General features: G+C 41.5%; 24 protein-coding genes. 15 read left to right on the plus strand and 9 right to left on the minus strand.

Going from position 1 to position 24,474, the window contains the following annotated elements:
- Positions 1–47: 47 nt before the first annotated feature.
- Positions 48–2,495, plus strand: a complete 2,448-nt coding sequence (pbp4b, locus tag NH454_RS09220) for a penicillin binding protein PBP4B (protein ID WP_253038831.1) — start codon at positions 48–50, stop codon at positions 2,493–2,495.
- A gap of 94 nt (positions 2,496–2,589) precedes the next feature.
- Positions 2,590–3,966, plus strand: coding sequence for a Na+/H+ antiporter NhaC family protein (locus NH454_RS09225; RefSeq protein ID WP_235382769.1), 1,377 nt, complete (start codon positions 2,590–2,592; stop codon positions 3,964–3,966).
- 247 nt (positions 3,967–4,213) lie between these two features.
- On the opposite strand, the gene NH454_RS09230 is transcribed toward NH454_RS09225, so the two are convergent.
- The 4 genes from NH454_RS09230 to NH454_RS09245 form a co-directional block, all read right to left on the minus strand.
- Positions 4,214–5,350 carry a PQQ-dependent sugar dehydrogenase gene (locus tag NH454_RS09230; RefSeq protein WP_253038832.1) on the minus strand — a complete coding sequence of 379 codons (1,137 nt, stop codon included), beginning with the start codon at positions 5,348–5,350 and terminating at the stop codon, positions 4,214–4,216.
- A 357-nt stretch (positions 5,351–5,707) separates the two neighbouring features.
- Entirely contained in the window at positions 5,708–6,307 is a 600-nt protein-coding gene (locus NH454_RS09235) for a hypothetical protein (protein WP_253038833.1), read from the minus strand.
- The gene (locus NH454_RS09240; RefSeq protein WP_199526251.1) at positions 6,297–6,848 is read right to left on the minus strand and encodes a sigma-70 family RNA polymerase sigma factor; all 552 of its coding nucleotides are present in this window, start codon (positions 6,846–6,848) and stop codon (positions 6,297–6,299) included. The genes NH454_RS09235 and NH454_RS09240 overlap by 11 nt, the downstream gene beginning before the upstream one ends.
- A gap of 6 nt (positions 6,849–6,854) precedes the next feature.
- Positions 6,855–7,502: an energy transducer TonB gene (locus NH454_RS09245; RefSeq protein WP_138558656.1), complete on the minus strand. Its 648-nt coding sequence runs from the start codon at positions 7,500–7,502 to the stop codon at positions 6,855–6,857.
- Between the two features lie 117 nt (positions 7,503–7,619).
- Between NH454_RS09245 and NH454_RS09250 the strand changes: the two genes are divergently transcribed.
- Both NH454_RS09250 and NH454_RS09255 read left to right on the plus strand, forming a co-directional pair.
- On the plus strand, positions 7,620–8,126 hold the full coding sequence (locus tag NH454_RS09250) for a DUF3087 domain-containing protein (RefSeq protein ID WP_135925851.1): 507 nt from the start codon (positions 7,620–7,622) through the stop codon (positions 8,124–8,126).
- A gap of 9 nt (positions 8,127–8,135) precedes the next feature.
- Positions 8,136–8,585, plus strand: a complete 450-nt coding sequence (locus NH454_RS09255; protein WP_253038834.1) for a low molecular weight protein-tyrosine-phosphatase — start codon at positions 8,136–8,138, stop codon at positions 8,583–8,585.
- Between the two features lie 29 nt (positions 8,586–8,614).
- Here the strand turns inward: NH454_RS09255 and NH454_RS09260 are convergent, their stop codons facing one another.
- On the minus strand, positions 8,615–9,685 hold the full coding sequence (locus tag NH454_RS09260) for an energy transducer TonB (protein ID WP_253038835.1): 1,071 nt from the start codon (positions 9,683–9,685) through the stop codon (positions 8,615–8,617).
- Positions 9,686–10,016: 331 nt separating this feature from the next.
- On the opposite strand from NH454_RS09260, the gene ribA reads away from it, so the two are divergent.
- The 6 genes from ribA (at position 10,017) to csrA (ending at position 16,095) form a co-directional block, all read left to right on the plus strand.
- Positions 10,017–10,643, plus strand: a complete 627-nt coding sequence (gene ribA / locus NH454_RS09265; RefSeq protein WP_135925848.1) for a GTP cyclohydrolase II — start codon at positions 10,017–10,019, stop codon at positions 10,641–10,643.
- A 78-nt stretch (positions 10,644–10,721) separates the two neighbouring features.
- Entirely contained in the window at positions 10,722–11,516 is a 795-nt protein-coding gene (locus NH454_RS09270; protein ID WP_138558654.1) for a BPSS1780 family membrane protein, read from the plus strand.
- Positions 11,516–11,968: a regulatory protein RecX gene (locus NH454_RS09275; protein WP_135925846.1), complete on the plus strand. Its 453-nt coding sequence runs from the start codon at positions 11,516–11,518 to the stop codon at positions 11,966–11,968. Before NH454_RS09270 ends, NH454_RS09275 begins: the two co-directional genes overlap by 1 nt.
- A 17-nt stretch (positions 11,969–11,985) precedes the next feature.
- The gene (gene alaS, locus NH454_RS09280; RefSeq protein ID WP_135925845.1) at positions 11,986–14,586 is read left to right on the plus strand and encodes an alanine--tRNA ligase; all 2,601 of its coding nucleotides are present in this window, start codon (positions 11,986–11,988) and stop codon (positions 14,584–14,586) included.
- 6 nt (positions 14,587–14,592) lie between these two features.
- A complete protein-coding gene (locus NH454_RS09285) occupies positions 14,593–15,810 on the plus strand; it encodes an aspartate kinase (protein WP_253038836.1) in 1,218 nt (405 codons plus the stop codon).
- Positions 15,811–15,903: 93 nt separating this feature from the next.
- The gene (csrA, locus tag NH454_RS09290; RefSeq protein WP_036970495.1) at positions 15,904–16,095 is read left to right on the plus strand and encodes a carbon storage regulator CsrA; all 192 of its coding nucleotides are present in this window, start codon (positions 15,904–15,906) and stop codon (positions 16,093–16,095) included.
- A gap of 26 nt (positions 16,096–16,121) precedes the next feature.
- On the opposite strand, the gene NH454_RS09295 is transcribed toward csrA, so the two are convergent.
- The gene (locus NH454_RS09295; protein ID WP_199526247.1) at positions 16,122–16,589 is read right to left on the minus strand and encodes a YcxB family protein; all 468 of its coding nucleotides are present in this window, start codon (positions 16,587–16,589) and stop codon (positions 16,122–16,124) included.
- Positions 16,590–16,713: 124 nt separating this feature from the next.
- Here NH454_RS09295 and NH454_RS09300 point away from each other — a divergent pair, with 124 nt between their 5' ends.
- A complete protein-coding gene (locus NH454_RS09300; protein WP_253038838.1) occupies positions 16,714–17,637 on the plus strand; it encodes a hypothetical protein in 924 nt (307 codons plus the stop codon).
- A gap of 736 nt (positions 17,638–18,373) precedes the next feature.
- On the opposite strand, the gene NH454_RS09305 is transcribed toward NH454_RS09300, so the two are convergent.
- Positions 18,374–18,565 carry a hypothetical protein gene (locus NH454_RS09305; protein ID WP_135925841.1) on the minus strand — a complete coding sequence of 64 codons (192 nt, stop codon included), beginning with the start codon at positions 18,563–18,565 and terminating at the stop codon, positions 18,374–18,376.
- A gap of 51 nt (positions 18,566–18,616) precedes the next feature.
- Positions 18,617–18,790 carry a DUF1328 family protein gene (locus NH454_RS09310; protein ID WP_064485886.1) on the minus strand — a complete coding sequence of 58 codons (174 nt, stop codon included), beginning with the start codon at positions 18,788–18,790 and terminating at the stop codon, positions 18,617–18,619.
- A gap of 532 nt (positions 18,791–19,322) precedes the next feature.
- On the opposite strand from NH454_RS09310, the gene NH454_RS09315 reads away from it, so the two are divergent.
- The 4 genes from NH454_RS09315 (at position 19,323) to NH454_RS09330 (ending at position 22,792) form a co-directional block, all read left to right on the plus strand.
- Positions 19,323–19,571 (plus strand): OadG family transporter subunit, encoded by a 249-nt coding sequence (locus tag NH454_RS09315; RefSeq protein WP_135925840.1) that lies wholly within the window; start codon positions 19,323–19,325, stop codon positions 19,569–19,571.
- 15 nt (positions 19,572–19,586) lie between these two features.
- Positions 19,587–21,359, plus strand: a complete 1,773-nt coding sequence (gene oadA, locus NH454_RS09320; protein WP_138558651.1) for a sodium-extruding oxaloacetate decarboxylase subunit alpha — start codon at positions 19,587–19,589, stop codon at positions 21,357–21,359.
- Positions 21,360–21,369: 10 nt separating this feature from the next.
- Positions 21,370–22,500 (plus strand): sodium ion-translocating decarboxylase subunit beta, encoded by a 1,131-nt coding sequence (locus NH454_RS09325; protein WP_135925838.1) that lies wholly within the window; start codon positions 21,370–21,372, stop codon positions 22,498–22,500.
- A gap of 115 nt (positions 22,501–22,615) precedes the next feature.
- Positions 22,616–22,792, plus strand: coding sequence for a hypothetical protein (locus NH454_RS09330; RefSeq protein ID WP_165385086.1), 177 nt, complete (start codon positions 22,616–22,618; stop codon positions 22,790–22,792).
- Between the two features lie 163 nt (positions 22,793–22,955).
- Here NH454_RS09330 and NH454_RS09335 read toward each other — a convergent pair whose 3' ends face one another.
- A complete protein-coding gene (locus NH454_RS09335) occupies positions 22,956–24,272 on the minus strand; it encodes a peptidoglycan DD-metalloendopeptidase family protein (protein ID WP_135925837.1) in 1,317 nt (438 codons plus the stop codon).
- Between the last annotated feature and the right edge of the window lie 202 nt (positions 24,273–24,474).

Here is a 24,474-nt window from a genome sequence, read left to right on the forward strand (position 1 = left end):
TATTGCTGAGAATCGTCAACGCTTAAATCATCAGGTATGAATCTGTTATGAGTTTTACCCCTTTAAAAAAATTTCTTAAACAGCTGTGTTATCTCAGTAGTGCTGCTTTTTTAGTAAGCTGTGCCAGTCATCAATATACCTTCACACAATCAGCTAATTACAGTCACCGTGTAAAGTTTTTAGTAATGCATTACACCGCCATTGATTACGAAAAGTCGATGCGTGCGTTAGTGGATGAAGGGGGCTTAAGTTCACATTATTTATTACCAGAATCAGGCGATCCAAGTTATCCAAAAGACGATTTAGAAATTATTCAGCTGGTTGATGAAAAAGACAGAGCATGGCACGCCGGCCGCAGCTTTTGGCAAGGCCGAGAAGATTTAAATGATCATTCAATTGGCATTGAAATCGTGAATGTACCAACCTGTCATATACCTGAGCAAAGTCAGCCAGCAATGGAAAACAATGCCAGCAAATTGTGTATTTTTCCAGACTATGATGCCAAACAAATTGAGTTGTTGATTGAGCTTAGCAAAGATATCTTGGCGCGAAACCCAGATATTGGCCCAACTCAAGTTATCGGCCATTCAGATATTGCGCCAAGCCGTAAGAACGACCCAGGCCCGCGTTTTCCTTGGTACCAACTTTATAAAGCGGGTATCGGTGCGTGGTACGACAGCGAGACTGTTGATAAATATTGGCAATTATTTAGTGCATCAAAACCCTCTGTTGAGTTAATGCAAAAAGCACTGCGTAGCTACGGCTATGAGGTGATTGCTACGGGACAGCTTGATTCGCAAACTTTAGATGCCTTAAGTGCTTTTCAAATGCACTTTTTGCCTTGGCATGTAAGTGGGAATAGTGATGCCAGAAGTGCCGCTGTGTTGTTTGCTTTATTAGATAAATACTTCCCTAAAAAGCTTGAGCTGTTATTTAAAGAATATCAGCAGCAACAGCAAGCGGTTGAGCCAGAGCCAAAAACACTGGCTAATGCACAAGTGATAGCGCGTATTCCTGCTCTTGAGCCGAGTAGTCGCGCGCTTGTTAATGACAGAGGCACCTTTGTCGCCTATAAAGGTCGCGGTGAGATCATCATTGAAAACCAAGACGCAACCAGCGCCGACATTTATATTAATGGTGAAAAAATCAATATAGCTTCGCCTTTAACTGCCGAAAAAATATATCAATACAGTTTGGCTAAACGTACTCACAATGGCATCAACACCTATAAAGTTGGGAATGTATTGCCTGAAGGGGCAAGCTTAACCCTACGCTTTCCTTATCCAACGCTTGATAAAAACAGCAGTCAAAAGCGCTTTAGTGCCGTTGATGAATTAATTAATCAAGAAATTAAAGAGGGCTTTCCGGGCGCGGTACTTGCCGTTGTTAAAGATGGCAAACTGATTAAATTAAGCCATTATGGCGCAGCTAAAAAGTACCACGCTGATGGCAGTGAGCTCAAAAGCCCACAAGCTATGCAAAACGATACCTTGTTTGATATAGCCTCAAACTCAAAAATGTTTGCCACTAACTTTGCGCTGATGAAGCTTGCCAGCGAAGGAAAGCTCGACGTAGAAAAACCGCTGTTTTATTACCTACCAGAATTTAGGGGCAGCGGCCGTGAGCAGCGTTTAGTAAAAGACTTACTTACCCATAGTGCTGGTTACCCTGCCGTTGTTGATTTTCATCGTAAAGACAATAAATTTGGTGAGCGCTTTTTTTCACAAAACAGTCTGCGTACTAAAAACCTGTTATTAACTGGCGTTCCCTTCGTGGCTGGGCGCAACGTAAAACACTTATATTCTGATATCGATTATATGTTGTTAGGTGTACTGGTTGAACGCATCAGTGGTATGGCGCTTGATACTTATGTTGAGAGCCAAATTTATCAACCGCTTGGTTTAACACATACGGTTTATAATCCATTGCAAAAAGGCTTTTTAACCTCACAAATTGCGGCCACAGAGATTAATGGCAATACCCGAGGTGGACGCATTGAATTTGAAAATGTTCGAACCGATGTTCTGCAAGGTGAAGTACATGATGAAAAAGCCTTTTATGCCTTAGGTGGCGTAGCGGGGCATGCAGGGCTTTTTAGTACTGCAGGTGATTTATCAGTGCTTATGCAGGTATTACTCAATGGCGGTGGTTATGACAATAAGCAAATTTTTACGCCACAAGTACTTGAGCAATTCACAAACTCTCAAGCAAGTGATGAAACCTATGGGTTAGGGTGGCGACGGGCGGGGCATCAAGCGCGAACTTGGCATTTTGGTCCTTACGCCAGCCCGCGAGCTTTTGGTCATACTGGTTGGACTGGAACTGTGACCGTCATTGACCCCGAGTACGACCTTGCTATTGTGCTATTAACTAATGCGCGTCATACACCTATTGAAGGTTCGCAAGAAAATTACGAGTTTGTCGGTAAACGTTTCGAAACGGGTAAGTATGGCTCTATTATCTCACTGATTTATGAGAGTATATTAAATCACTAGTCGAATTAAGTTGAGTTTAATGGTAAAGCCATTAAGCTTAGCGAGTTTTCGTATAATAAAAATAAAATGCTGTTCTTAATTTAAAAGGGTTTTTATGTCTTGGTATTCAATTTTACCACCCTTGATTGCTATCTTAATTGTGTTTTGGCGCAAAGAAGTGATCATGGCGTTATTGGTCGCGGTTGCGTCGTCTGAGTTTTTACTTGCTATCAATGGTGAAGGTAATAGCTTATTTTACACCTTCATTAATACCATTGAGCGTGTTGTTGAAGTCGCCAGTTCCCCTGGTAATAGCCGTATCCTTATTTTTAGTATCTTAATAGGTGCATTACTTGCCTACATTCGTGAATCTGGCGGTGTCGCTGCTACCGTTAATTTACTAATGAACAAAGGGGTTGCTAAAAGTAAGCGTCAAGTTGGTTATTTAACCATGTTCTCAGGTATTGCAGTATTTATTGAATCTAACTTAAGTGTATTAACCTCGGGTATTTTATCGCGTGGTTTATTCGATAAATTTAAAATGAGCCGAGCACGCCTTGCTTACATTATCGATAGTACCAGCGCACCTGTGTGTATCTTAATCTTGTTAAATGGTTGGGGCGCATACGTGCTTGGTCTACTTGGCAACTACGAAATGGAAGAGTCTGCGGTATCAGTACTTTGGGGCAGTATAGGTTATAACTTTTACGCCATTATCACTTTACTTATCGTGTTCTATACCATTACTTTTGATAAGGTACATGGGCCATTAAAGCAAGCAGAAGATAATTTTGAACAACAAGAAACCGAGCTGGCTGAAGAAGTAAAGGGCTCTAAAGCGCGTTATATGCTTGTGCCACTTATTACCTTAATAGCTAGTATGGTTGGCTTTATGTTCTGGACTGGCGATGGCGATATTGCCAGTGGCAGTGGTTCTAAATCAGTGCTGTATGCAACTATTTTAGCCTGTGTTGTGGCTTACTTTTTAATGATTAGCTCTCGTGACTTTACCCATCATAAGCTTGTTGATATTGGCTTTAAAGGTATGGGTGAGTTGCTACCACTGGTAGCAATTGTATTGCTGTCACTTACCTTAGGGGCAAGCTTAAAAGACCTAGGTACGGGTGTGTTTGTAGCTGGTCTTGTGGGTGATTTCTTACCTATTTACTTGGTTGTGCCAGTGCTATTCTTAACCGGTGCGGTAATTTCATTTACCACAGGTACCTCATGGGGCACTTTCGCGATTCTTATTCCAATTGGTGTACCGCTCATTCAAGCTTTAGGTTTACCACCTTCATTAGTAATTGCTGCTATTTTAGGCGGTGGCGTGTTTGGCGATCACTGCTCGCCAATCTCAGATACCAGTGCGGTATCGGCTATTGCATCAGGGTGTGATCTATTAACTCACGTAAAAACCCAAATGCCATACGCCTTATTTGGCGGCGCGTTAACCTTCATCGCTTACCTAGTGACGAGTATTATTGTTTTATAAGTAATAGCTGTAAGCTTTAAGTTATATGCAAAAAACCACAGAGAAGTCTGTGGTTTTTTATTGCTTGAAACATAGGTCGTTATTTATGGCGACACATTTAATTCTTAAACAGTGACGGACCAAAGTCCGACCTACAAGAGTGTGGACAGAAACCATCGCGCGAAATAAATTTCACGCCTACGGTACTCCTTTACTCTTTCTCCTTGTAACTCGCTAACTTGTTGGGTTTCGCTTCGCTCTACCCAACCTACGATTTAGGTACAACTTTATAAACACCGACACCATCAACACCAAGGTATAGATCACCATTAGGGTGGGTGGCGAGGCTACGTACACGACCTACACCTTCAAATACTTTGCTGTGGCCTGTTACTTTGTCACCATCAAGTTTCACTAACACAAGGTGGCCAAACTTCATCGAACCTACGGCAATTTGACCTTGCCACTGTGGGTATTTATCGCTGGTGATAAACTCCATCCCAGAAGGGGCGATTGATGGCACCCAATACCAATCAGGTTGTTCCATTCCTTCGCGGCTGGTTTCGTCGGTAATTTTTGTACCAATATAGTTGATCCCATAGGTGATCTCAGGCCAACCATAATTCGCGCCTGCTTTAACTATGTTGATTTCATCACCGCCACGAGGGCCGTGTTCATGGCTCCATATAACTCCCGTTTCAGGATGCATCGCCATACCTTGTGGGTTACGGTGTCCATACGAATAGATGCTTTTGTGAGTTGTTTTATGGTTATAAAACGGGTTTGATTTAGGGATAGAACCATCGCTATTGATACGGTGAATTTTGCCCGCATCATAGTCTAGACTTTGTGGGTGAACGTCTCTTTTGCCACGGTCGCCAATAGAGAAATACAAGTAACCTTCTTTGTCGAACTCAATACGCGAACCATAGTGTTTCGTTGTTTTAATATTTGGCTCGCCATCAAACAATAATTGCTGATCGACAAGAGTCATATCTTTAAAGCGAGCGCGCATAATTGAGGTATTGTAACCCTCACCATCACCTTCATAGCCCGAGTACGAAAAGTAAATCCAGCCATTGTCGGCAAAGTTCGGATCAAGCTCTATATCTAATAAGCCCCCTTGACCTTCATCATGTACTTTAGGTGTGCCTTTAACTGCTTGCTCAACGAGTTTACCATCACGAATTAACCTCAGCTCGCCACGTCTGTCGGTAACGAGTAAATCTCGCTCGTTAAGCCAAGCCATACCCCAAGGAATTTGAATTCCTTCGCTTACTAATTCTAGTTTGTAGTTATTCGCACTGGCATCCAGTGGAATTTTTTGCTCTGGCTGAGCACAAGCTTGCAAGCTACATAAGCTAATTGAGGCAATGATTAAATTGTTAAACAAAGACCTTTTCATGGTAACTCCATAATATTTAAACACGATGTTACTAGCCTAGCTGGTTCAGCATTAAATTGTTATTAACATTAGAGTAATGTGCGATTATTGGTAGGAAAATCGGGGTAAGGAGCGGGGAAGTCGTCAGCCGTCTGATTTGACCCCGATAAAGTAAACTCGGGGTTTAATTAACTTGTTTGTTTTCACTCCGTTCTACCGAACGTCACGTAGGTCGTCATTTATGGCGACAAATTATCTTTTCATTAACGGGCTAAAGCCCGACCTACAAGAGTATGGATTGAGGCCATCGCGCGAAATAAATTTCACGCCTACGTACTCCTTTACTCTTTCCCCTTGCTAACTGGCGAACTCGTTTTATTAAGATGCACACTTTTTCGTTTCGTGGGTTAGCTGTTTGAGTGCGATGATTTGGCCTTGCTTGTTTTGGTCAAGTGCCAGTAGGTCACCTTGGTGAATATGGGTATCTAGGGTGCCGTGCTTTTGTAATTCTTCAAGTAGCGATTGTTTAATTTGTACGAGTACATTTTGCTCGCAGTCGGCGATATACCAGTCGTTATCAACACTGACTAGACGGCCGGTGAAGTTGGTGCGGGCTTGGTGATTGGCTAATGCTTGTTGGTAGTTAGTATCTAGCGTTTGCTTTTGCTGCTTTAGATTGCTTATATAACTGCCTTTAGAGTCGAGCTCGTGAACTTCTACCCACTGATAATCAGAAAGATCAACAGCATAAATGTTTGTTAGTTCTCGATAATTATATTCAAGCATAACAAAGCCAAATAACGCTAGGGCAACAAATAAACTGGCCATTTGTATTTTCAAAAAACGTTGTTTTTTAGGCCGTGTTACTTGTGGCGTTTGCATTTGTGCAAGTTGTTCGGTGCTTAAGTTATGCTGTGTTTTACGCTTTTGAAAATGTGCTTTTAAATCAGCATCGAGTTGCTCGTCGTTACGCTTCATGATGGCCTCCTAGTTGTTGTTTCAGGTTTTGACGGGCATATCGCAGCCGAGTTTTAATGGTCTCTGGGTTACTTTGTGTAATAGCAACAATATCTTCGAGACTAAAGCCTTCTTGCTGTAGGGTCAGTGCTTCTCGCTGTACAAAGCTAAGCGCCATGAGTGCTTTATCAAAGGCTTCATAGTCGTAGTGATATTCTGCACCTTTTGGTTCAGAAAAAACTTGGCTGTCTTCTAATTCAATGAACTTTTGCTGCTTACGAAACTCATCAATCAACAAATTACGTGCTAAACGAAATAGCCATGCTTTTGGATTGTTCTGTTCATTGTAAAAGTCGCGTTTATCAATAACTTTTAACCAAGTTTGCTGGCATATATCGAGAGCAAGATCTCTATCACTTTGGGTGACTAGGTAGTGATAAAGATCGTTCCCGTACTGAGCAACGAGTTGGTTAAGATAACGGTTGTCGCCTGTTTTGGCATACTGCGCCAAACAATCAGTGTTTGGCTTGTCAAATAACCATGTCTTGATGCTCATTAGCATAGGCCGTTATCCATCTATTTTAAAATCAAGTTGAACGCTTTGGTTTGTTTGTAATTGTGCCACACCTTCAACAACTTTAGGGCGATATTTCCAACGTTTAATAGCGCGAATTGCTTCGCGGTCAAATACCCGTTTAGGTTCGGCATCAATAATAACTGGGTCGATAACTTCGCCAGTCGGTGAAATGCTAAAGCTAATTTGCACCCAGCCTTCAATCCCCTCACGGGCTGCAACCGGTGGGTATTTAGGATTTATGCGTACAATTGGCGTTGCATCTCCCGTTGGTTGGTTAATGCTTTTGCTAAGCGTGTCGCCAATGTTATCGAATGTCATCGTTGGTGTTAAATCTGCTACCACAACCGTATCTGGATTATCACTCGTTGGGCGTGGCGGCGTTTTTGGTGGCATTTTAGCAACTGGTGGTGGCGGCAGTGTTTGCTTTACTTGCACTTTTGAATCTTCTGGTACTTCATAAATTTCAACCGTAATATCTGGGCCTGTTTTTACATCGGCTCTTTGCTCAGCAGAAATTAAGTACTGCATAAATGCAAATGCTGCAAAGGTCATTACACCGCCACCAATAATTGCTGCGGTTGTCTTTAAAGCTGTATTGCTGTTATTCAAGCTTGCTGAGTTTAGTGGTAAAGTATGCATAGCCGTTCCTCTTTGGATAATTGCTTTCATAGCTAAAACGGCTGGCAAATAAAAATGGGGTGAAATTTTTTTCACTTTTTATTTTTCACTAATTTTAGTGTGACTTTTTAGGTTGTTATGAAACTTATTCAAATAGATAAAGCCCGTTACCGTAAACATTTAAACCAAGTAATTATTGCTTGTGTAATTGCTTTAGCCGTTGGCAGTTTAGCCATTTCACAAACGTTAATAGCGTTATTCCCTGACCCAAGCGGTAGCCATTTTCATTGGAACCTATTAGGTGTTGTTGTGTGTAGTTTGCTGGTGGGTTTTGTGCTTAATAAATACCGCAATCATGATTACATGACTGAAATTGTCTATGTGTGGGAGCTAAAAAAAGCGCTAAATAAAATTACTCGAAAAATGCCAAAGTTAAAAGCTGCAGGGCGCGAGGGCAATGCAGATGCTTTATTAGCAATTCATTACAGCTATGCCGGTTCGCGTTTGTTATGGCAGCTTGATGACAACACCATTACCATGGATGAGTTGGCAATTAAGCAGGCAGAGCTTGATAGTGTGGCAGAAAAATACAATCTGTCACTTGATGCAGAACGTTATGATGAGTCAATCTTAAAGCAATTTTAAGGACGAATAATGAAAAAGGTTTTGATTGTTTGCTTGGGCAATATTTGTCGCTCACCCACAGCTGAGGCGGTACTTCGTAGCCGTGCCAAGGCATTGGGTGTCAATGTTAAAGTTGATTCTGCTGGCACCATTGGCTATCACCAAGGCAATCCACCTGATTCACGTTCAAAAGCAGCAGCCGAAAAGCGCGGTTATAGCTTTAAAGGGATTTATTCACGGCCTGTGACTCAAGCTGATTTTTATGAGTTTGATTTAATCCTTGCGGCCGACAAGCAAAATCTTGCTGATTTACAAGCCCAGTGTCCAGAGCACTTACAATGTAAGTTGTCGCTGTTTTTAAGTCATGGTGATGCAGGGCAGAGCGAGATCCCTGATCCCTATTATGGTGGCGATCAAGGTTTCGAAAAGGTACTCGATTTAATTGAGGATGCAGCAGATAACTTGTTAAGCAGGTTATAAAAAGGGTCGCATTGCGACCCTTCATTTTATTAGTTGATTTTAAAATCTAATTGCACCCGAGAAGTCGCAGCAATAGCTTGACCATTTTCAAACTTAGGCGCATAACGCCATTTTTTCATTGCTTTAACCGCTTCTCTTTCAAACGCAGTACCACCTTCAGAATCAACCACAGTTATGTTGTCTACAAAGCCTGACGGGGTGACTTCAAATTCCATCACGACACTGCCATCCTCCATACGTTGAGCTTTTGACATTGGGTATTTAGGTGGCACACGGTATAACGGCTCTTGTTCTTGGCTTTCTTTCCAAGGCACCATTTTCGCAATCGCTATACAATGTTTGGTTGCTTCGTCACTTTTACCTGTTTTTTCGTATAAGTGAACCAGCTTGGAATGGGCATCGAGTTCCGTTTTGTGATCAAAGTCTAGCTCTTTATCAAACACGCTTACTACATGATTTAAACGTTCAATGGCTGTGCTGTATTTACGTTGGCTTTCTGCAAATGCGGCAACCAAGAAGTCAGCGCTAATACGATCGACAGCGTTATCAGGTAAGTTTTCTTGGTAGTACTTATCGGCTTCTTCAAGATATTCCTTTGCTGTGTAATAGCGCTCGCCAGTTCCTTTGTAAGCAAGGATACGAGCAGCGGTCATTTTTGCATCAGCAACAAGTTTGGCTGAGTTTTGTTTTTCAGCAATAGCAATGACATCATCAAGATACGTATCAGCGCGCTTAGCAGAGGGAGTTGATTCTGCCATGCCGATTAATGAATCATACACTTGCACACTTAGCTTGCCGTGGTTTTTTTCGAGTATTTCGTAGGCTGTGCGATATAACTCAAAGCGTTGTTCTTGTTCGCTTTTATCTAGGCTGTTTGCATAGTTAATGGCAAGATTTGCGGTGTTGTCGGCGCTTTCGCCATAAACCTCTTTACCTAACTCAAATGCTTTTTTAGCAAGTTCGCTGCTGTCTTGTTGGTTTTCTACAGCGGCGACATAAGCGCGATAGGTGTCGTTAAATTCTTGCGCGGTCGTTTCATTGGCAATGCCTTGCTGACTAAATAGTAATGCAATGCATAAGGCAAGTGAGCTCTTTTTCATAATAATCCTTATTATTTCTGCCCAGTCTTTGGATGATAACTGATACAAGTTAATGATAATGGTTATCATAACTAGGTACAAGGTATCAAATCGCTTTAGATGCATCAATGCTTGCTTTGTGTTTATGTTTTTAGATTATTTGTTGCAGTAAAAACCCCGGCTTTCATAGTGCAAAGCTCGTATCTTCAAGTGGTTTGAGTGTATAATACTTGAATTGCTGGTAACTGCCTCAATATTAGTTATCACTCGTCGTATGTTGCATTCTTACAACCTTCAAGCTGTTGTAATCACATTTGCAGTATCGCATTTATTTTTTAATTTTGGATTTGTCGTGGCGCAAGTAAGAGCAAGAGTCCAGCTAAATGTTGGCAAAAACAGTGATATTCCTGCAGAAATCGTATCTTTTAGTGGTTTAAAAGATGGTCAAGAGCATGTGGCATTAGTATTTAATCAAGCCGACACTGAGCAAGATGTGCCATTAATTCGCATGCATTCAGAGTGTTTAACTGGCGATGTATTTCACTCGTCACGTTGCGATTGTGGTGAACAATTAAATGAGTGTATCGAAATGATGCATCAGCAAGGCGGCATTTTACTGTACTTACGCCAAGAGGGCCGTGGCATTGGTTTATACAATAAGATAGATGCTTACGTATTGCAGTCACAAGGCATGAATACTTACGAGGCGAATAACCACTTGGGTTTTGCTGATGATTTACGTGACTTTTCAGATGCGGTTTTAATGTTAGAGGCTCTTGGGCAAAAGCACGTTAAGTTAATGACCAATAACCCAAATAAACTTAAAGCACTGCGTGATGCAGGCATTGAGGTTGACTCTGTTGTGGGCACGCACGCTCATATTAAAGCAGGTGTAGTAGGCAATCGTGCTTACCTCGAAACGAAAATCAAACATGGTTCGCACATGCTTGATATTAAAAAAATTAAAAAGCCTGAATAAATTTCACAACAGGTGACTATAAACAAGTAGCGCACCCAGTTATACTCGGTGCGTTTTGTCGTTATTGAATGAGAAATTATGTCAATCGAAGTTCGTGTTTTTAAAGCTGGTGCAGGCGTAAAGTGGTTTAAAGCAGGCTGGGAAATCTTTAAGCTGCAACCGTTTACTTTTATCTTAATGCATCTGCTAATAGTGGTAATTAGCTTTTTGGCGCTAGTACTGCCTCTATTGCAAGTTGTTGGTGCGTTTGTGACGCCGTTTTTAATGGCGGGGTTTTATCAAGCTGTGCTCACAAAACAACAAGGTGGCACTATCAGCCAAGCTGATATTTTTAAGCCATTTAGCAACAAAGGAAACCGTATTGGTTTAGTGCGAGTCGCTGTGTATCAGATGGCGGCGGGTATTTTATTGGCATTACTGTCTAATTTTATCTTTGCAGATGCTTACGCTGTTATCTCGAGTCAGACTTTTGACCCTCAAAATCAAGCTCATTTGGCTGATTTATTAGCGACCATTTCTATGGGGCAAGTTGCGGTATTTTTATTGGCTATCTGTGTGTATTTAACGGCTTTTGCCTACGCAGTACCTTTGGTCTACTTTCAAAAGCAAAGCAACATGTTTGCGGTGTTAAAAACCTCTTTTATGGTATTTTATAAAAATATGGCACCACTGAGTGTGTATGGCCTTATTTGTGCCGTGTTAATGGTGATCTGTATTCCTTTATCGTTTATTCCTCTATTGGTTTTAATGCCAATTTGTTACATTAGTTTCTTCGTGTCATTTCAGGCTATTTTTATGCCGGTTGTACCAAAAAGTGATGACCAAGCTAATGCGCCTGAATCACCGTCGCAATCAGGACGTTTTGACGCGTAATGGATGATAAAGAACAAAAGTTAAAGAATTACGTACTTTGGTTACTATCTCGACAAGATTATTCGCGTCGGGATCTAACCCGAAAGTTACAGCAAAAAGAGGCGACGCCAGAGTTCACAGAGCGTTTGTTAGATTGGTGTGAGTCACACAACTTTATTAACGAGCAGCGCTATTGTGAAGGGTTTGTACGCCGCCATTTAGCAAAGTATCATGGTGCAAAACGCATTCAGAGCGAAGCGATGGCAAAGGGGATAGACCGAGCATTATTAGATAAGACGCTCGAAGAGTTCGAAATCGATTGGTTTGAACTCGCACAGGACGCATATTTAAAGAAGTTTTCAAATTCAGGTAAAGAACTCGACCAGAAAGAAAAAGCGAAACGTGTTCGCTACTTGATGTATCGAGGCTTTAATTACGAACAAATTGATTTTGCAATGCAAGCACAGCAATAAACGGGTGAGATTTTCACATGCAGCATATGACTACCGCACAGATCAGGCAACAGTTCTTAGACTTTTTTGCCTCTAAACAACACCAAATTGTTCCTTCAAGCTCGCTGATCCCGGGTAACGATGCCACGTTATTATTCAATAATGCCGGTATGGTGCAATTTAAAGATGTATTTTTAGGTGCGGAAAGCCGCCCTTATTCACGTGCAACCAGCTCACAACGTTGTGTACGTGCCGGTGGTAAACATAACGACCTTGAAAACGTAGGTTACACAGCACGTCACCATACATTCTTTGAAATGTTAGGTAACTTCAGCTTTGGTGATTATTTCAAGCAAGACGCAATTAAGTTTGCTTGGGAATTTTTAACTGAAGTTGTAAAACTTCCGCAAGAAAAGCTACTTGTTACCATTTATCACGATGACGAAGATGCTTTCAACATTTGGCATAAAGAAGTAGGTCTGAGTGAAGACCGCATTATTCGCATTGCAACTAGCGATAACTTCTGGTCAATGGGCGATACGGGTCCGTGTGGTCCATGTTCTGAAATATTTTACGATCACGGTGAGCACATTTGGGGTGGTCCTCCAGGTTCACCAGAAGAAGACGGTGACCGTTTCATTGAGATCTGGAACCTAGTATTCATGCAGTTTAACCGCCATGCCGACGGTACAATGGAGCCGCTTCCTAAGCAGTCTGTTGATACAGGTATGGGTCTTGAGCGTATCTCTGCAATTTTACAAGGCGTGCACTCAAACTACGAAATCGATTTATTCCAAGCACTCATTGCAGCTGCGGCTAAAGTGACTAACGCACAAGACTTAGATGATAAATCGTTACGCGTTGTGGCTGACCACATTCGTTCATGTGCATTCTTAGTATCTGACGGCGTTATGCCATCTAATGAAGGCCGTGGTTATGTACTACGTCGTATTATTCGTCGTGCGGTTCGTCACGGTAACAAGTTAGGCGCGAAAGGCGCATTCTTCTATAAGCTAGTTGCTGCGTTAATTGAGCAAATGGGTCAAGCGTACCCAGAGCTTGCTAAGCAACAAGAAATTATCGAAAAAGTACTACGTATTGAAGAAGAGCAGTTTGGTAAAACACTTGAGCGTGGTCTGGCAATTCTTGAAGAAAGCCTAGCAGACATCAAAGGTGATGTGATCCCGGGTGATTTAGTATTCAAGCTTTACGACACTTATGGTTTCCCTGCTGATTTAACGGCAGACGTGGCGCGTGAGCGTTTTATGACCATTGATGAGCACGGCTTCCAAGAGTGCATGGCAGTGCAACGTAAGCAAGCACAGCAAGCTGGTAAGTTTGGTGCTGATTACAACCAACAACTTAAGTCTGAAAAACACACAGACTTTAAAGGTTACGATGCAGAGCATTACACAGGTACTGTGGTTGAGCTGTTCCATGAAGGTCAATCTGTTTCTGTACTTGAAGATGGTCAAGAAGGTATCGCAATCCTTGACCGCACACCGTTCTATGCTGAATCAGGTGGTCAGGTTGGTGATACCGGTGTGTTAAAAGTTGCTGGCGGTGAGTTTGTCGTTACTAACACCACTAAGCTTGGAAATGCATTTGCGCACCATGGTCGTGTACAAGGCCGCATTGGTACAAACGACAAAGCAGAGGCAACCATTGATGCAGCACGTCGCGATAGCATCAAGAAAAACCACACTGCAACACACATTTTACACGAAACGTTACGTCAAATTTTAGGTGAGCACGTAAATCAAAAAGGCTCACTTGTTGACCCAGAGCGTTTACGTTTTGACTTCTCACACTTTGAAGCAGTTACAAAAGACGAATTACGTCAAATTGAGCGCGCAGTGAACGACGAAATCCGTCGTAACTTTGCACTTGAGACTGAACTAATGGCTATCGAAGATGCTAAAGCGAAAGGTGCAATGGCATTATTCGGTGAAAAATACGACGACGAAGTTCGCGTAGTAACCATTGGTGATTACTCAATCGAGTTATGTGGTGGTACTCACGTTAAGCGTGCAGGTGATATCGGTTTATTTAAAATCGTATCAGAAAGCGGTATCGCTGCCGGTATCCGCCGTATTGAAGCAGTAACAGGTGCTGAAGCTGTTGCTTATGTAAGTGAGCAAGAGCAACAACTAAACGATGTTGCAGCGCTAGTAAAAGGTGATAGCAGCACAGTACTTGAAAAAGTAACGGCATTACTTGAGAAATCAAAAGGCCTTGAGAAGCAAATTGCACAGCTTAACGACAAGCTAGCAAGCGCGGCAGGTGCATCGTTACTTGACTCTGTTGTTGAAGTGAACGGTATTAAGCTACTGGTTGCTGATGTTGCTGGTACTGAGTCTAAAGCACTACGCGGCATGGTTGACGACCTGAAAACGAAGATTGGTTCAGGTGTTATTGCCCTTGGCGTAGCTAATGGCGACAAAGTAAGCCTAATTGCAGGCGTAACTAAAGACCTAACAGGTAAAGTGAAAGCCGGTGAGCTTGTAAATCACATGGCTGCACAAGTAGGCGGTAAGGGCGGTGGTCGTCCTGATATGGCACAAGCTGGTGGTACTCAGCCAGAGAACCTAGCTACAGCCTTAGAAAGTGTAACTGGTTGGTTATCTGAGCGTTCTTAACCACTAGTGGCACTTATCGTCCAAAAATTCGGTGGCACCTCAGTTGGCTCAATTGAGCGAATTGAGGCCGTCGCCGACCTTGTTGTAAAAACCAAGCAGCAAGGCCATCAAGTTGTGGTGGTGCTCTCGGCTATGTCGGGAGAAACTAACCGTCTTATTCAACTCGCTAAACAAATCGATTCTCGACCAAGCGCCCGTGAGCTTGATGTACTGCTTACCACAGGTGAGCAAGTGTCTGTTTCTTTACTGGCAATGGCTATTATTAAACGTGGCCACTCAGCGGTAAGTTTGCTGGCTGATCAGGTCAACATTCGCACCGACAATATGTTTGGTAAAGCGCGTATTGAAGAGGTTGCAGCGACTCGTTTAAAGCATGAGCTTGAGCACAACCGTATTGCTATAATCGCAGGCTTTCAGGGCCGAGATATTGAAGGTAATATCACCACACTTGGCCGAGGTGGTACTGATACTTCAGCAGTTGAGATTGCGGGAGCGATTAATGCTGACGAATGTCAGATCTATACCGATGTTGATGGCGTATATACAACTGATCCGCGTATTGAACCAAATGCTCGTCGAATGAGCCATGTTACTTTCGAAGAAATGCTCGAAATGGCGAGTTTAGGTGCTAAGGTATTGCATATTCGTAGTGTAGAAGCGGCAGGAAAATACAATATACCGCTCAGAGTACTATCGAGTTTTAACCCAGATCAAGGGACCTTGATCAGTTTTGAGGAACCGGAAGTGCAAGCAAATATTGTGTCAGGTATTGCTTTCAATCGTGATGAAAGTTTGATTTATATCAATCAAATGCAATATGGGATTGAAAACCTAGCTAAAATTACGAAACTTTTTGCAGAGTTTGGTATCGAAATTGATATGATTAATCAAGTTAATCATAACTTTGAAAAAATAGACTATGCTTTTACTGTGCACACCAATGATTTTGAACAAGCATTGGAAGTTTTAACCTTAAATCAGGCTGCGCTTGGCGCAGATTCTATTAAAGGAATAAACAATGTTGCTAAGGTGTCAGCAGTAGGAGTGGGGATGAAGTCACACTCTGGAGTAGCAAGTTTATTTTTTAATGCGCTTGCCGAAGAAAACATCAAAGTCATTTTGGTGTCGACATCTGAAATTAAGATTTCAGTTCTAATAGACGAAAAATATTTAGAGCTGGCAGTACGTGCGCTGCACAAAGTTTTTTTAACTGAAAATGAATAAGATTTAGAGTTTTTACTTACTTTTAAGTCTAGATTTCATTAGAATGTTTTTGACGCGGAATCTTTTAATTTTTTGGAATATGGGAGCAAGAGAATGCTAATACTAACTCGTAGAGTAGGTGAAACCCTTATGATCGGTGACGAAGTTACAGTTACTGTTCTTGGTGTTAAAGGAAATCAAGTTCGCATTGGTGTTAATGCGCCTAAAGATGTATCAGTACATCGTGAAGAAATCTACATGCGCATCCAAGCAGAGAAATCTAACCCAAATCCGGGCAACGTTTAATCAGCGAAAGATATTTTAAGAGCCACTCATTGAGTGGCTCTTTTATTTAGTTCTGCAATAATCTCTTCATTTAGCGCTTTTTTAGACAGGTATTGCATACCTCGACTAGCTTTCAAAATATAGCCTCGCTCAGTCTCAATTATGTCTGTGATTTGTTGCCATGTTAGTTGATAGTGTTTATAGGGATTTTCGGCTTTAACACCTTCATCATCAAACACGATAGTTACTTCACTACCTGAAGCACGACTCATCATTTGTCTGGCCACCCACCATGGACGTTTATAATAAAACGATAAGCACTCCACTACGGCAAGCATTATCATAAAACTACCTAAATAATGGTTTTCTAACTGGTAAAAGGCTAGTAGGCCTAATGTTATGAGCAATGCTAACAGAGGATATTTAGGTTTAGCCTGAGATGAGTAGGGTAAAGACTCATCAAAGCACTCGTAGTAATACGGTTTATCTAATGTGTAAGTTGTAGTTAATGTCATTCGTGGGCTCACTTAATTTGCTGGCGGCAGTTTAACATTGATAGAAAAAATCTGCCGCAGTTGGTTTTCATTTAGTTGTCATTGTGAGAGCTTAAGGTATGTGTATTTTAAAGGTGTAAGCTGTATGTTTGTTAGTTCAATGTCATTAGCACTTGCAATGACTACAAATACTTTTTTGGTTATGGGCGATATGCCATACACCCCGATAGATGAAATTAATCTCGCAGAAGGCGGAAAAATTGCCAAGGCAATCGCAGCGACACCTCATGAATTTTTGATGCACTTGGGCGATATGAAATCTGGCTCACTTGCATGCACGAATAAGCTTTTGCAAACTAACAAGGCGTTACTAACATCGTTGACCGAAAAACCTTTTATTTATACCCCAGGTGATAATGAATGGACCGATTGCGACCGAGAAAAGCTATCTGTGCGTTTTGATGAGCTTGAGCGGCTAAGTTTTATAAAAGGCTTAATGTTCGACGATGCCTATACACAAAAAGCAAAGCGGCTACAGGGTTATGCGACACAAAACGAGATGCCAGAAAATGCCCGATGGCAATTTAATGGCATTGAGTTTCGTACCTTGCATATACCGGGCACCTTTAATGGTCGCTCGCAAATCTTAAAAAGTGATAAAAACGTAGCACTGGATGCCGCCGATATGCGTGATAAATACAATCTCATTTGGCTAAAGCAAGCACATGTTCATCAGGATGCTAAGGCCTATGTGTTTGGCTTTCAGGCAGATATTTACCACCCAACCAGTAAATCCGCTTGCAGTGAGTCACAGCGCGCCGATTGTGATGCCTTTAAAGTATACCGAGATGCCATCAGCGATTTTGCAAAGCATATCAATAAGCCAGTGCTCGTGATGCATGGTGATACAGGGCCATACTGTACACAACAGTTAGCGAGTAACTTAACGCGCTTAAATGTCCCCGGTGATTTTGCCGTAAGTGATGTCGCAAAAGTGAGTTTTATCGACGGCCAGTGGCATATAGCGAGTGTAACGACAAACGTGCTCCTCACTAAGGAATGTGAGTGATAACGTTGGGTAGAACGGAGACGCACTCAGAGCCATCAGCTTTCAGCCGTCAGCTATCAGATTAAAACCCAACAAGTTAGCGAGTTTGAGGCTCACGTAGGCGTGGAATTTATTTCGCGCGATGTTTCTTAAATCTACGTGTAAGTCGTAGGTCGGGCTTCAGCCCGTCACTATATCAGTGATTAAGCATGTGTCGCCATAAATGACGACCTACGTGACGTAGGTTAGAGCGGAGTGAAACCCACAAGTTAGCGAGTTTCTATGGGAAAGAGTAAAGTTGCTAACTTGAGGCTCGCGTAGGCGTGAAATTTATTTCGCGCGATTTTCTCAAATAATGCAGCTTTAAGTCGGGCTTTAGCCCGTTATGTATGAGTGATAAAACATGTGTCGCCATAAATGACGACCTACGTGACGTAGGTTAGAGCGGAGTGAAACCCAACAAGTTAGCGAGTTTCTATGGGAAAGAGTAAAGTTGCTAACTTGAGGCTCGCGTAGGCGTGAAATTTATTTCGCGCGATTTTCTCAATTAATGCAGCTGTAAGTCGGGCTTTAGCCCGTTATGTATGAGTGATAAAACATGTGTAGCCATAAATGACGACCAATATGACATAGGTTAGAACGGAGTGAAACCCAACAAGTTAGCGAGTTTCTTGACACAAGCAGTAGGCAACCTAAAGTTGCTAACTTGCATACACAAAAAAGCGGCACTAGGCCGCTTTTTTCGTAAGGTGTGATATTAGCAGTTAGTTTCTTCTGCTTTAACACCTTCTTTAACTTCTTCACATGCATCTTCAACTGCATTTTGTGTATCAGTGATTGCTTCATCTATACGCTCACCGGCTTCCTCTGCTGAGTTGTCTTCACAACCCATAATGAATAAACCTGAAAATAGGGCGATAGTAGCGGCTTTTAAAGTTGAATTTTTCATAACTAAATTCCTTGTAAATTAAATATAGGGTTAATTAAATTTTAACTTGCTTTACTTAGGTACGTTGCCTCTAAGAGCACCTGACACTAACGAAATAACAAGCAATACTAAAAAAATGAAAAAGATAATCTTAGCAATGCCTGCTGCGGCTCCAGCAATACCGCCAAAACCTAACACTGCAGCGATTAATGCAATAACTAAAAAAGTAATGGTCCAGCGTAACATAGTGGTCTCCTTGCCTAATTAATTTTTCAAATGGTCGAGTTAATTAAAGCGAGTTTTATGCCAATCATTATTGTCATTATATTTCAGTTGCTTAGCGGTTTTTGTGGGCGGGGCATGGTTATTCTTTTGGTAACTTTTACGATCAAGCGTGTAACTTATTCATAGTGATATTTTTTCATATTAATTAAATTCATTTTATATTTAGTTTTGTCTTTATTGGTAAGACCAATTTCACTCTTTGTCATGAGTTGTTACTGTAACACCTTGTTAAGCAGGGTTTTTGAACAGAACTTGCTTTTCGTCGGTTTGTTTTAATATAACTGATGGCTATATTCATTATTTTTATCATCTATAACGTAAGGTTAATTGCTGAAATAGTATGGTGTTAATTAGTTGTGCTCTATGTTATTTTGAGTTTAATTGGTTTTACCAATTTACAATAGGCTATACAAATTATTTTTGTTTGTTATTATTGCTGAATAAATATTTAACAAAAATGATTTTTTATTTTTAATCATCGAAGGGGAGTTGTATGGATATTGGTGAATTGCTCACAACTGCAGGCAGCTTAATGGTAACAGGCATGGTTGGCGTGTTTGTTTTTCTGAGCATTTTAATATCTGCGGTTATTTTAATGTCGAAAGTTGTAAGCCGATTCGATGATCCTACAAGTGTAGAGCCAACACGAACAGCAAAAATTCAACCTCAACAGGGTGTGCCTCAGGCACATATTGCCGCGATCAGCGCTGCAATTGCACAATTTCGAAATAAACAAAAATAATGGGGCAGCTTAAACATGGCTAAATTAAAACTTACAGAATTAGTATTGCGTGACGCTCATCAGTCTTTATTGGCCACGCGTATGCGCTTAGACGACATGCTACCCATGGCTGAAAAACTTGATAATGCAGGTTATTGGTCTATTGAATCATGGGGTGGAGCAACCTTTGACTCATGTATCCGTTATTTAGGTGAAGATCCTTGGCAACGTATTCGCGAATTAAAAGCGGCAATGCCAAATACTAAACAGCAAATGCTATTGCGCGGACAAAACCTTTTAGGCTACCGCCATTATGCAGACGATGTTGTCGAAAAGTTTGTAGAGCGAGCCCATAAAAATGGTGTAGATGTGTTCCGAATTTTCGATGCTATGAACGATGTACGTAATCTTGAAACTGCAATTAAAGCAGCGGTTAAAGTAGGCGCACACGCTCAAGGTACTATTTCGTACACCGTAAGCCCAGTACACACACTTGATATGTGGCTTAAACTTGCGAAACAGCTCGAAGAACTAGGCTGTCATTCTATTTGTATTAAAGATATGGCTGGTTTATTGAAGCCATATGATTGTGAGCAGTTAATCAAAGGTTTAAAAGAAACCGTCTCTATTCCTATCGCGATGCAATGTCACGCGACGACAGGATTAAGTACTGCAACTTACCAAAAAGCTATAGATGCAGGTATCGATATGCTTGATACCGCAATTTCATCTATGAGTATGACTTATGGTCATAGCGCCACAGAAACAATCGTGTCGATTGTTGAAGGCACAGAGCGAGATACCGGCCTAGATTTAAACCAACTAGAAGAAATTGCCGCTTACTTCCGTGATGTTCGTAAAAAATATGCTGCTTTTGAAGGTAGCCTAAAAGGTGTTGATGGCCGTATCTTATTAGCACAAGTGCCAGGTGGTATGTTAACTAACATGGAAAACCAGCTTAAAGAGCAAGGTGCTGCCGATAAGCTTGATCAAGTATTACTTGAGATCCCACGTGTTCGTGAAGACTTAGGCTATATTCCACTGGTTACTCCAACGTCTCAAATTGTCGGTACGCAAGCGGTACTTAATGTATTGACTGGTGAGCGCTATAAAACGATTACCAAAGAAACCGCAGGTGTACTTAAAGGTGAGTACGGTGCAACGCCGGCGCCTATGAATAAAGAGCTACAAGAACGTGTTCTAGATGGCGCAGAAGCAATTACTTGTCGTCCTGCAGATAAACTTGAACCTGAACTTGAGAAGCTAGAAGCTGAATTATTAAAAGAAGCTAAAGAGCAAGGTTTAGAGCTTGCTGATGATGTGATTGATGATGTGCTCACCTATGCATTGTTTCCTCAAATTGGTCTTAAGTTTATTAAAAACCGAAATAATCCTGATGCATTTGAAGCTATTCCTACAGGTGAAGTTGCTAAGCCAGAAAGCAAACCAGCTGCTGCAAACTCAGTAAAAGCTGAGCAATACAGCGTTAAAGTTGATGGCAAAGTTTACGATGTCGTTGTAGCACAAGGTGGTGAGCTTAAAGAGGTGACTTTAAAAGACAGTGAGTTAATTCCTCAGTCTGCTTCAGCATCTGCTGGCGAAACTTTAAACGCGCCATTGGCGGGTAATATTTTCAAAGTGAAAGTAAAGCCAGGCCAAACAGTAAACCAAGGTGATGTAGTTATCATTATGGAAGCGATGAAAATGGAAACTGAAATTCGCGCTGCACATACCGGCACGGTTGCTGAAGTTTTAGTTGCCGAAGGTGATTCTGTTGCCACTGGCGATGCATTAATCGCACTGGCGTAGGAGACAGAGAATGGATGGTCTTTTAAATCTCTGGCATGCAACAGGTATCGCTAACTTTACCTTTCCTGCCTTGATCATGATTGCGGTTGGTTGCTTATTGTTATATCTAGCAATTGCTCGTAATTTTGAACCCTTGCTATTGTTACCAATAGGCTTCGGGGCGATCTTAACGAATATTCCTGCTGCAGGCTTATCTGAACCGGGTGGACTGCTTTATTATGTGTATCACATAGGGATTGATTCTGGGGTGTTTCCACTTCTGATCTTCATGGGGGTTGGCGCGCTGACAGACTTTAGTGCCTTGATAGCAAATCCGCGTATGTTGCTGTTAGGTGCAGCTGCGCAGTTTGGTATTTTTGCTACTTTATTTGGTGCAATTCTACTTAACTTTATTCCTGGCTTTGAATTTACGCTACAAGATGCATCGGCAATTGCCATTATTGGTGGTGCGGATGGTCCAACGGCTATTTTCTTAGCATCTAAATTGGCACCAGACTTACTTGGGGCTATTGCAGTAGCGGCTTATTCATATATGGCACTAGTGCCAATTATTCAGCCACCAATTATGCGTGCACTAACAACGCAAGCAGAACGCGAAATTCAAATGCCACAACTTCGTACTGTATCGAAAAAAGAGAAGATTATTTTTCCTTTAATGGTGCTTAGTTTAACTATCTTGTTTTTACCAGCTGCAACACCGCTTGTAGGTATGTTCTGCTTAGGTAACTTGATGCGCGAATCGGGTGTGGTCGATCGTTTAAGTAACAGTGCACAAAATGAAATCATCAATATTACCACGATTTTCTTAGGCTTAGCGGTAGGTTCAAAGCTTGCTGCTGATAAGTTCTTAACTGTAGAAACTATCGGTATTTTGGTGTTAGGTGCATTAGCGTTTGCGATTGGTACAGCTTCAGGGGTGTTTATGGCAAAAGGTCTTAATAAGATCTCTAAATCGCCAATAAACCCATTAGTAGGCGCTGCAGGTGTTTCAGCGGTACCAATGGCAGCACGTGTGGTGAATAAAGTAGGTCTTGAAAGCAATCCGCATAACTTCTTGTTAATGCATGCTATGGGACCAAACGTTGCAGGGGTATTAGGAAGTGCCGTTGCAGCAGGTATTTTGTTAGCGATTGTTGGCTAAGTCGATTTACTTCCAACCGACTGGCGCAGTAATTTTACTGCGCTTTTTTTTGCCTATAGACTAGGGTCACCCTAAAGAAATTGTAGTTAAATGATAGTTGTGTAAGGAAGCCACCATGAATATCTTTATTATCTTACTATGCCTTTTTGTTGCCTTGGTTATTCTAATACCGCTACTTGAAAAGTATCAGTCTAAAATGGGGCTTGATGGTGCGACAAAATACGCAAAGTACATTTGGCCACTGGTGATGATTTCGCTAATTATTCAACTTATTTATGTTTTATTAAGGTGATAATAGCTTCTGTGTTGTGTTTTATTTCAGGCATGAATCGCGCCTGCGCAAGCTCATACTTGCTTTCAATTATTGAAGAGAATAAAGGTCATTAAGGCTGATTTTGTGGCAGGCACTAAAAAGCCGCTTCATCATTGAAGCGGCTTTTTTAATGTTTACTCAATTACTTATTTAACGCTAATTGTAACTCTCGGTTACGTTGTAATTGCGCTAAGAAGTTATCAGCAATCGGTTTAAACTTAGCTAGCTCATCACGCGGTAAAGGCTCTGATTTAGGTAGTTTGACCGTTTTCGGATTACGGTGTACACCGTTTACTAAGAATTCATAGTGTAAGTGTGGGCCAGTTACACGGCCAGTCGCACCAACCGTACCAATTTTTTGACCCTGCTTCACTTTTTGACCTGTTTTTACCAGACGTTTGTTCAAGTGAAGGTATTTAGTTACATATTGAGTGCCGTGGCTAATAAATACGTAGTTACCATTGTATTTGCTGTAACCCGCTTTAATCACTTTACCATTACCCGATGAAACTACCGGTGTACCTGTGCGAGCAGCATAATCAATACCATTATGCGGCTTAACAGTTTTAGTTACAGGGTGTAAACGGCGAGGGTTGAAGCTTGAGCTAATATATTTAAAGTTAACAGGCGCGCGTAAGAAAGCTTTCTTCATACTACGGCCTTCAGGCGTATAGAAGTTACCATCAGTATGGCGAATCGCTGTATAACGTTCACCTTGGTTTATGAATTCTGCTGCAATGATTTTGCCATCACCAATGTATTCACCATCAACATAGTGTGTTTCGTAGATTAGACCGAATTGGTCACCCTTACGAATATCATTTGCAAAGTCGACATCCCAACCAAAAATATCGGCAAAGTTCATTATTTGACGCTCGCTTAAACCAGCGGCAATACCCGATGTCCAGAAGCTGTTGCTGATTTCACCACCGGCAGACTTGCTGAGAGTTTCAATTTCTTTGCTGTCGATTGATGTATCGTAGTTACCTTCGTCATTTAATGTAACGTATAAGGTATCTGTTTTTGAAATTACATAACGAAGCTGCGCTAATGAGCCATCTTCGGCGGTTGCAAAACTTAAAATTTCACCCGGATGAATTTTTGTTAACTTGCGCGTTTCAGCGTTTGTGTTAACTAGTTTGTGCAGAGTTTGCGCTGAGAAGCCCGCGCGCTTAAAAATAAGAGCTAAATTATCGCCATTGCGAACTTCATGATCAACAAGCTCGTATTCTGGAAGTTTTGCTGCTGCTTGCTCCGAATTTAGTTCAGTTAGTTTTTCGTTATCATCAACTTTAACTTGTAATTCGTAGCGTTTACCAATTTCAAGTGCGTTTGCACTGTTATCCTTTGAGGCGGTGGCTTTTTCAGAAGGCAAAAGTGCCAAGCCGGCAATAGCAGAAACCAAACCTAGAATGAGCAGTTTGTGTTTTTTGGGGAGTTTGTGCACTACATGAACCATAACGTGCCTTTTCTGCTGTCAAGAAAATTAATTACTAATATTGCAGGATATACCTAAAATAGCGCAAATACCAGTGTTTTGTAGATTTAAACTGGCGCTAATTTGCGCTAGAATTGGCCTGCGCGTTAAACTTTTTTGGTTGAATTTGCAGCATGTGTCGTCAGTTAAACTAATTTGCTGTTAGTTAACTAAAGTACCTTCA

The sequence above is a fragment of the Pseudoalteromonas sp. Ps84H-4 genome (genome assembly GCF_024124645.1).
Lineage (GTDB): Bacteria > Pseudomonadota > Gammaproteobacteria > Enterobacterales > Alteromonadaceae > Pseudoalteromonas > Pseudoalteromonas lipolytica_C.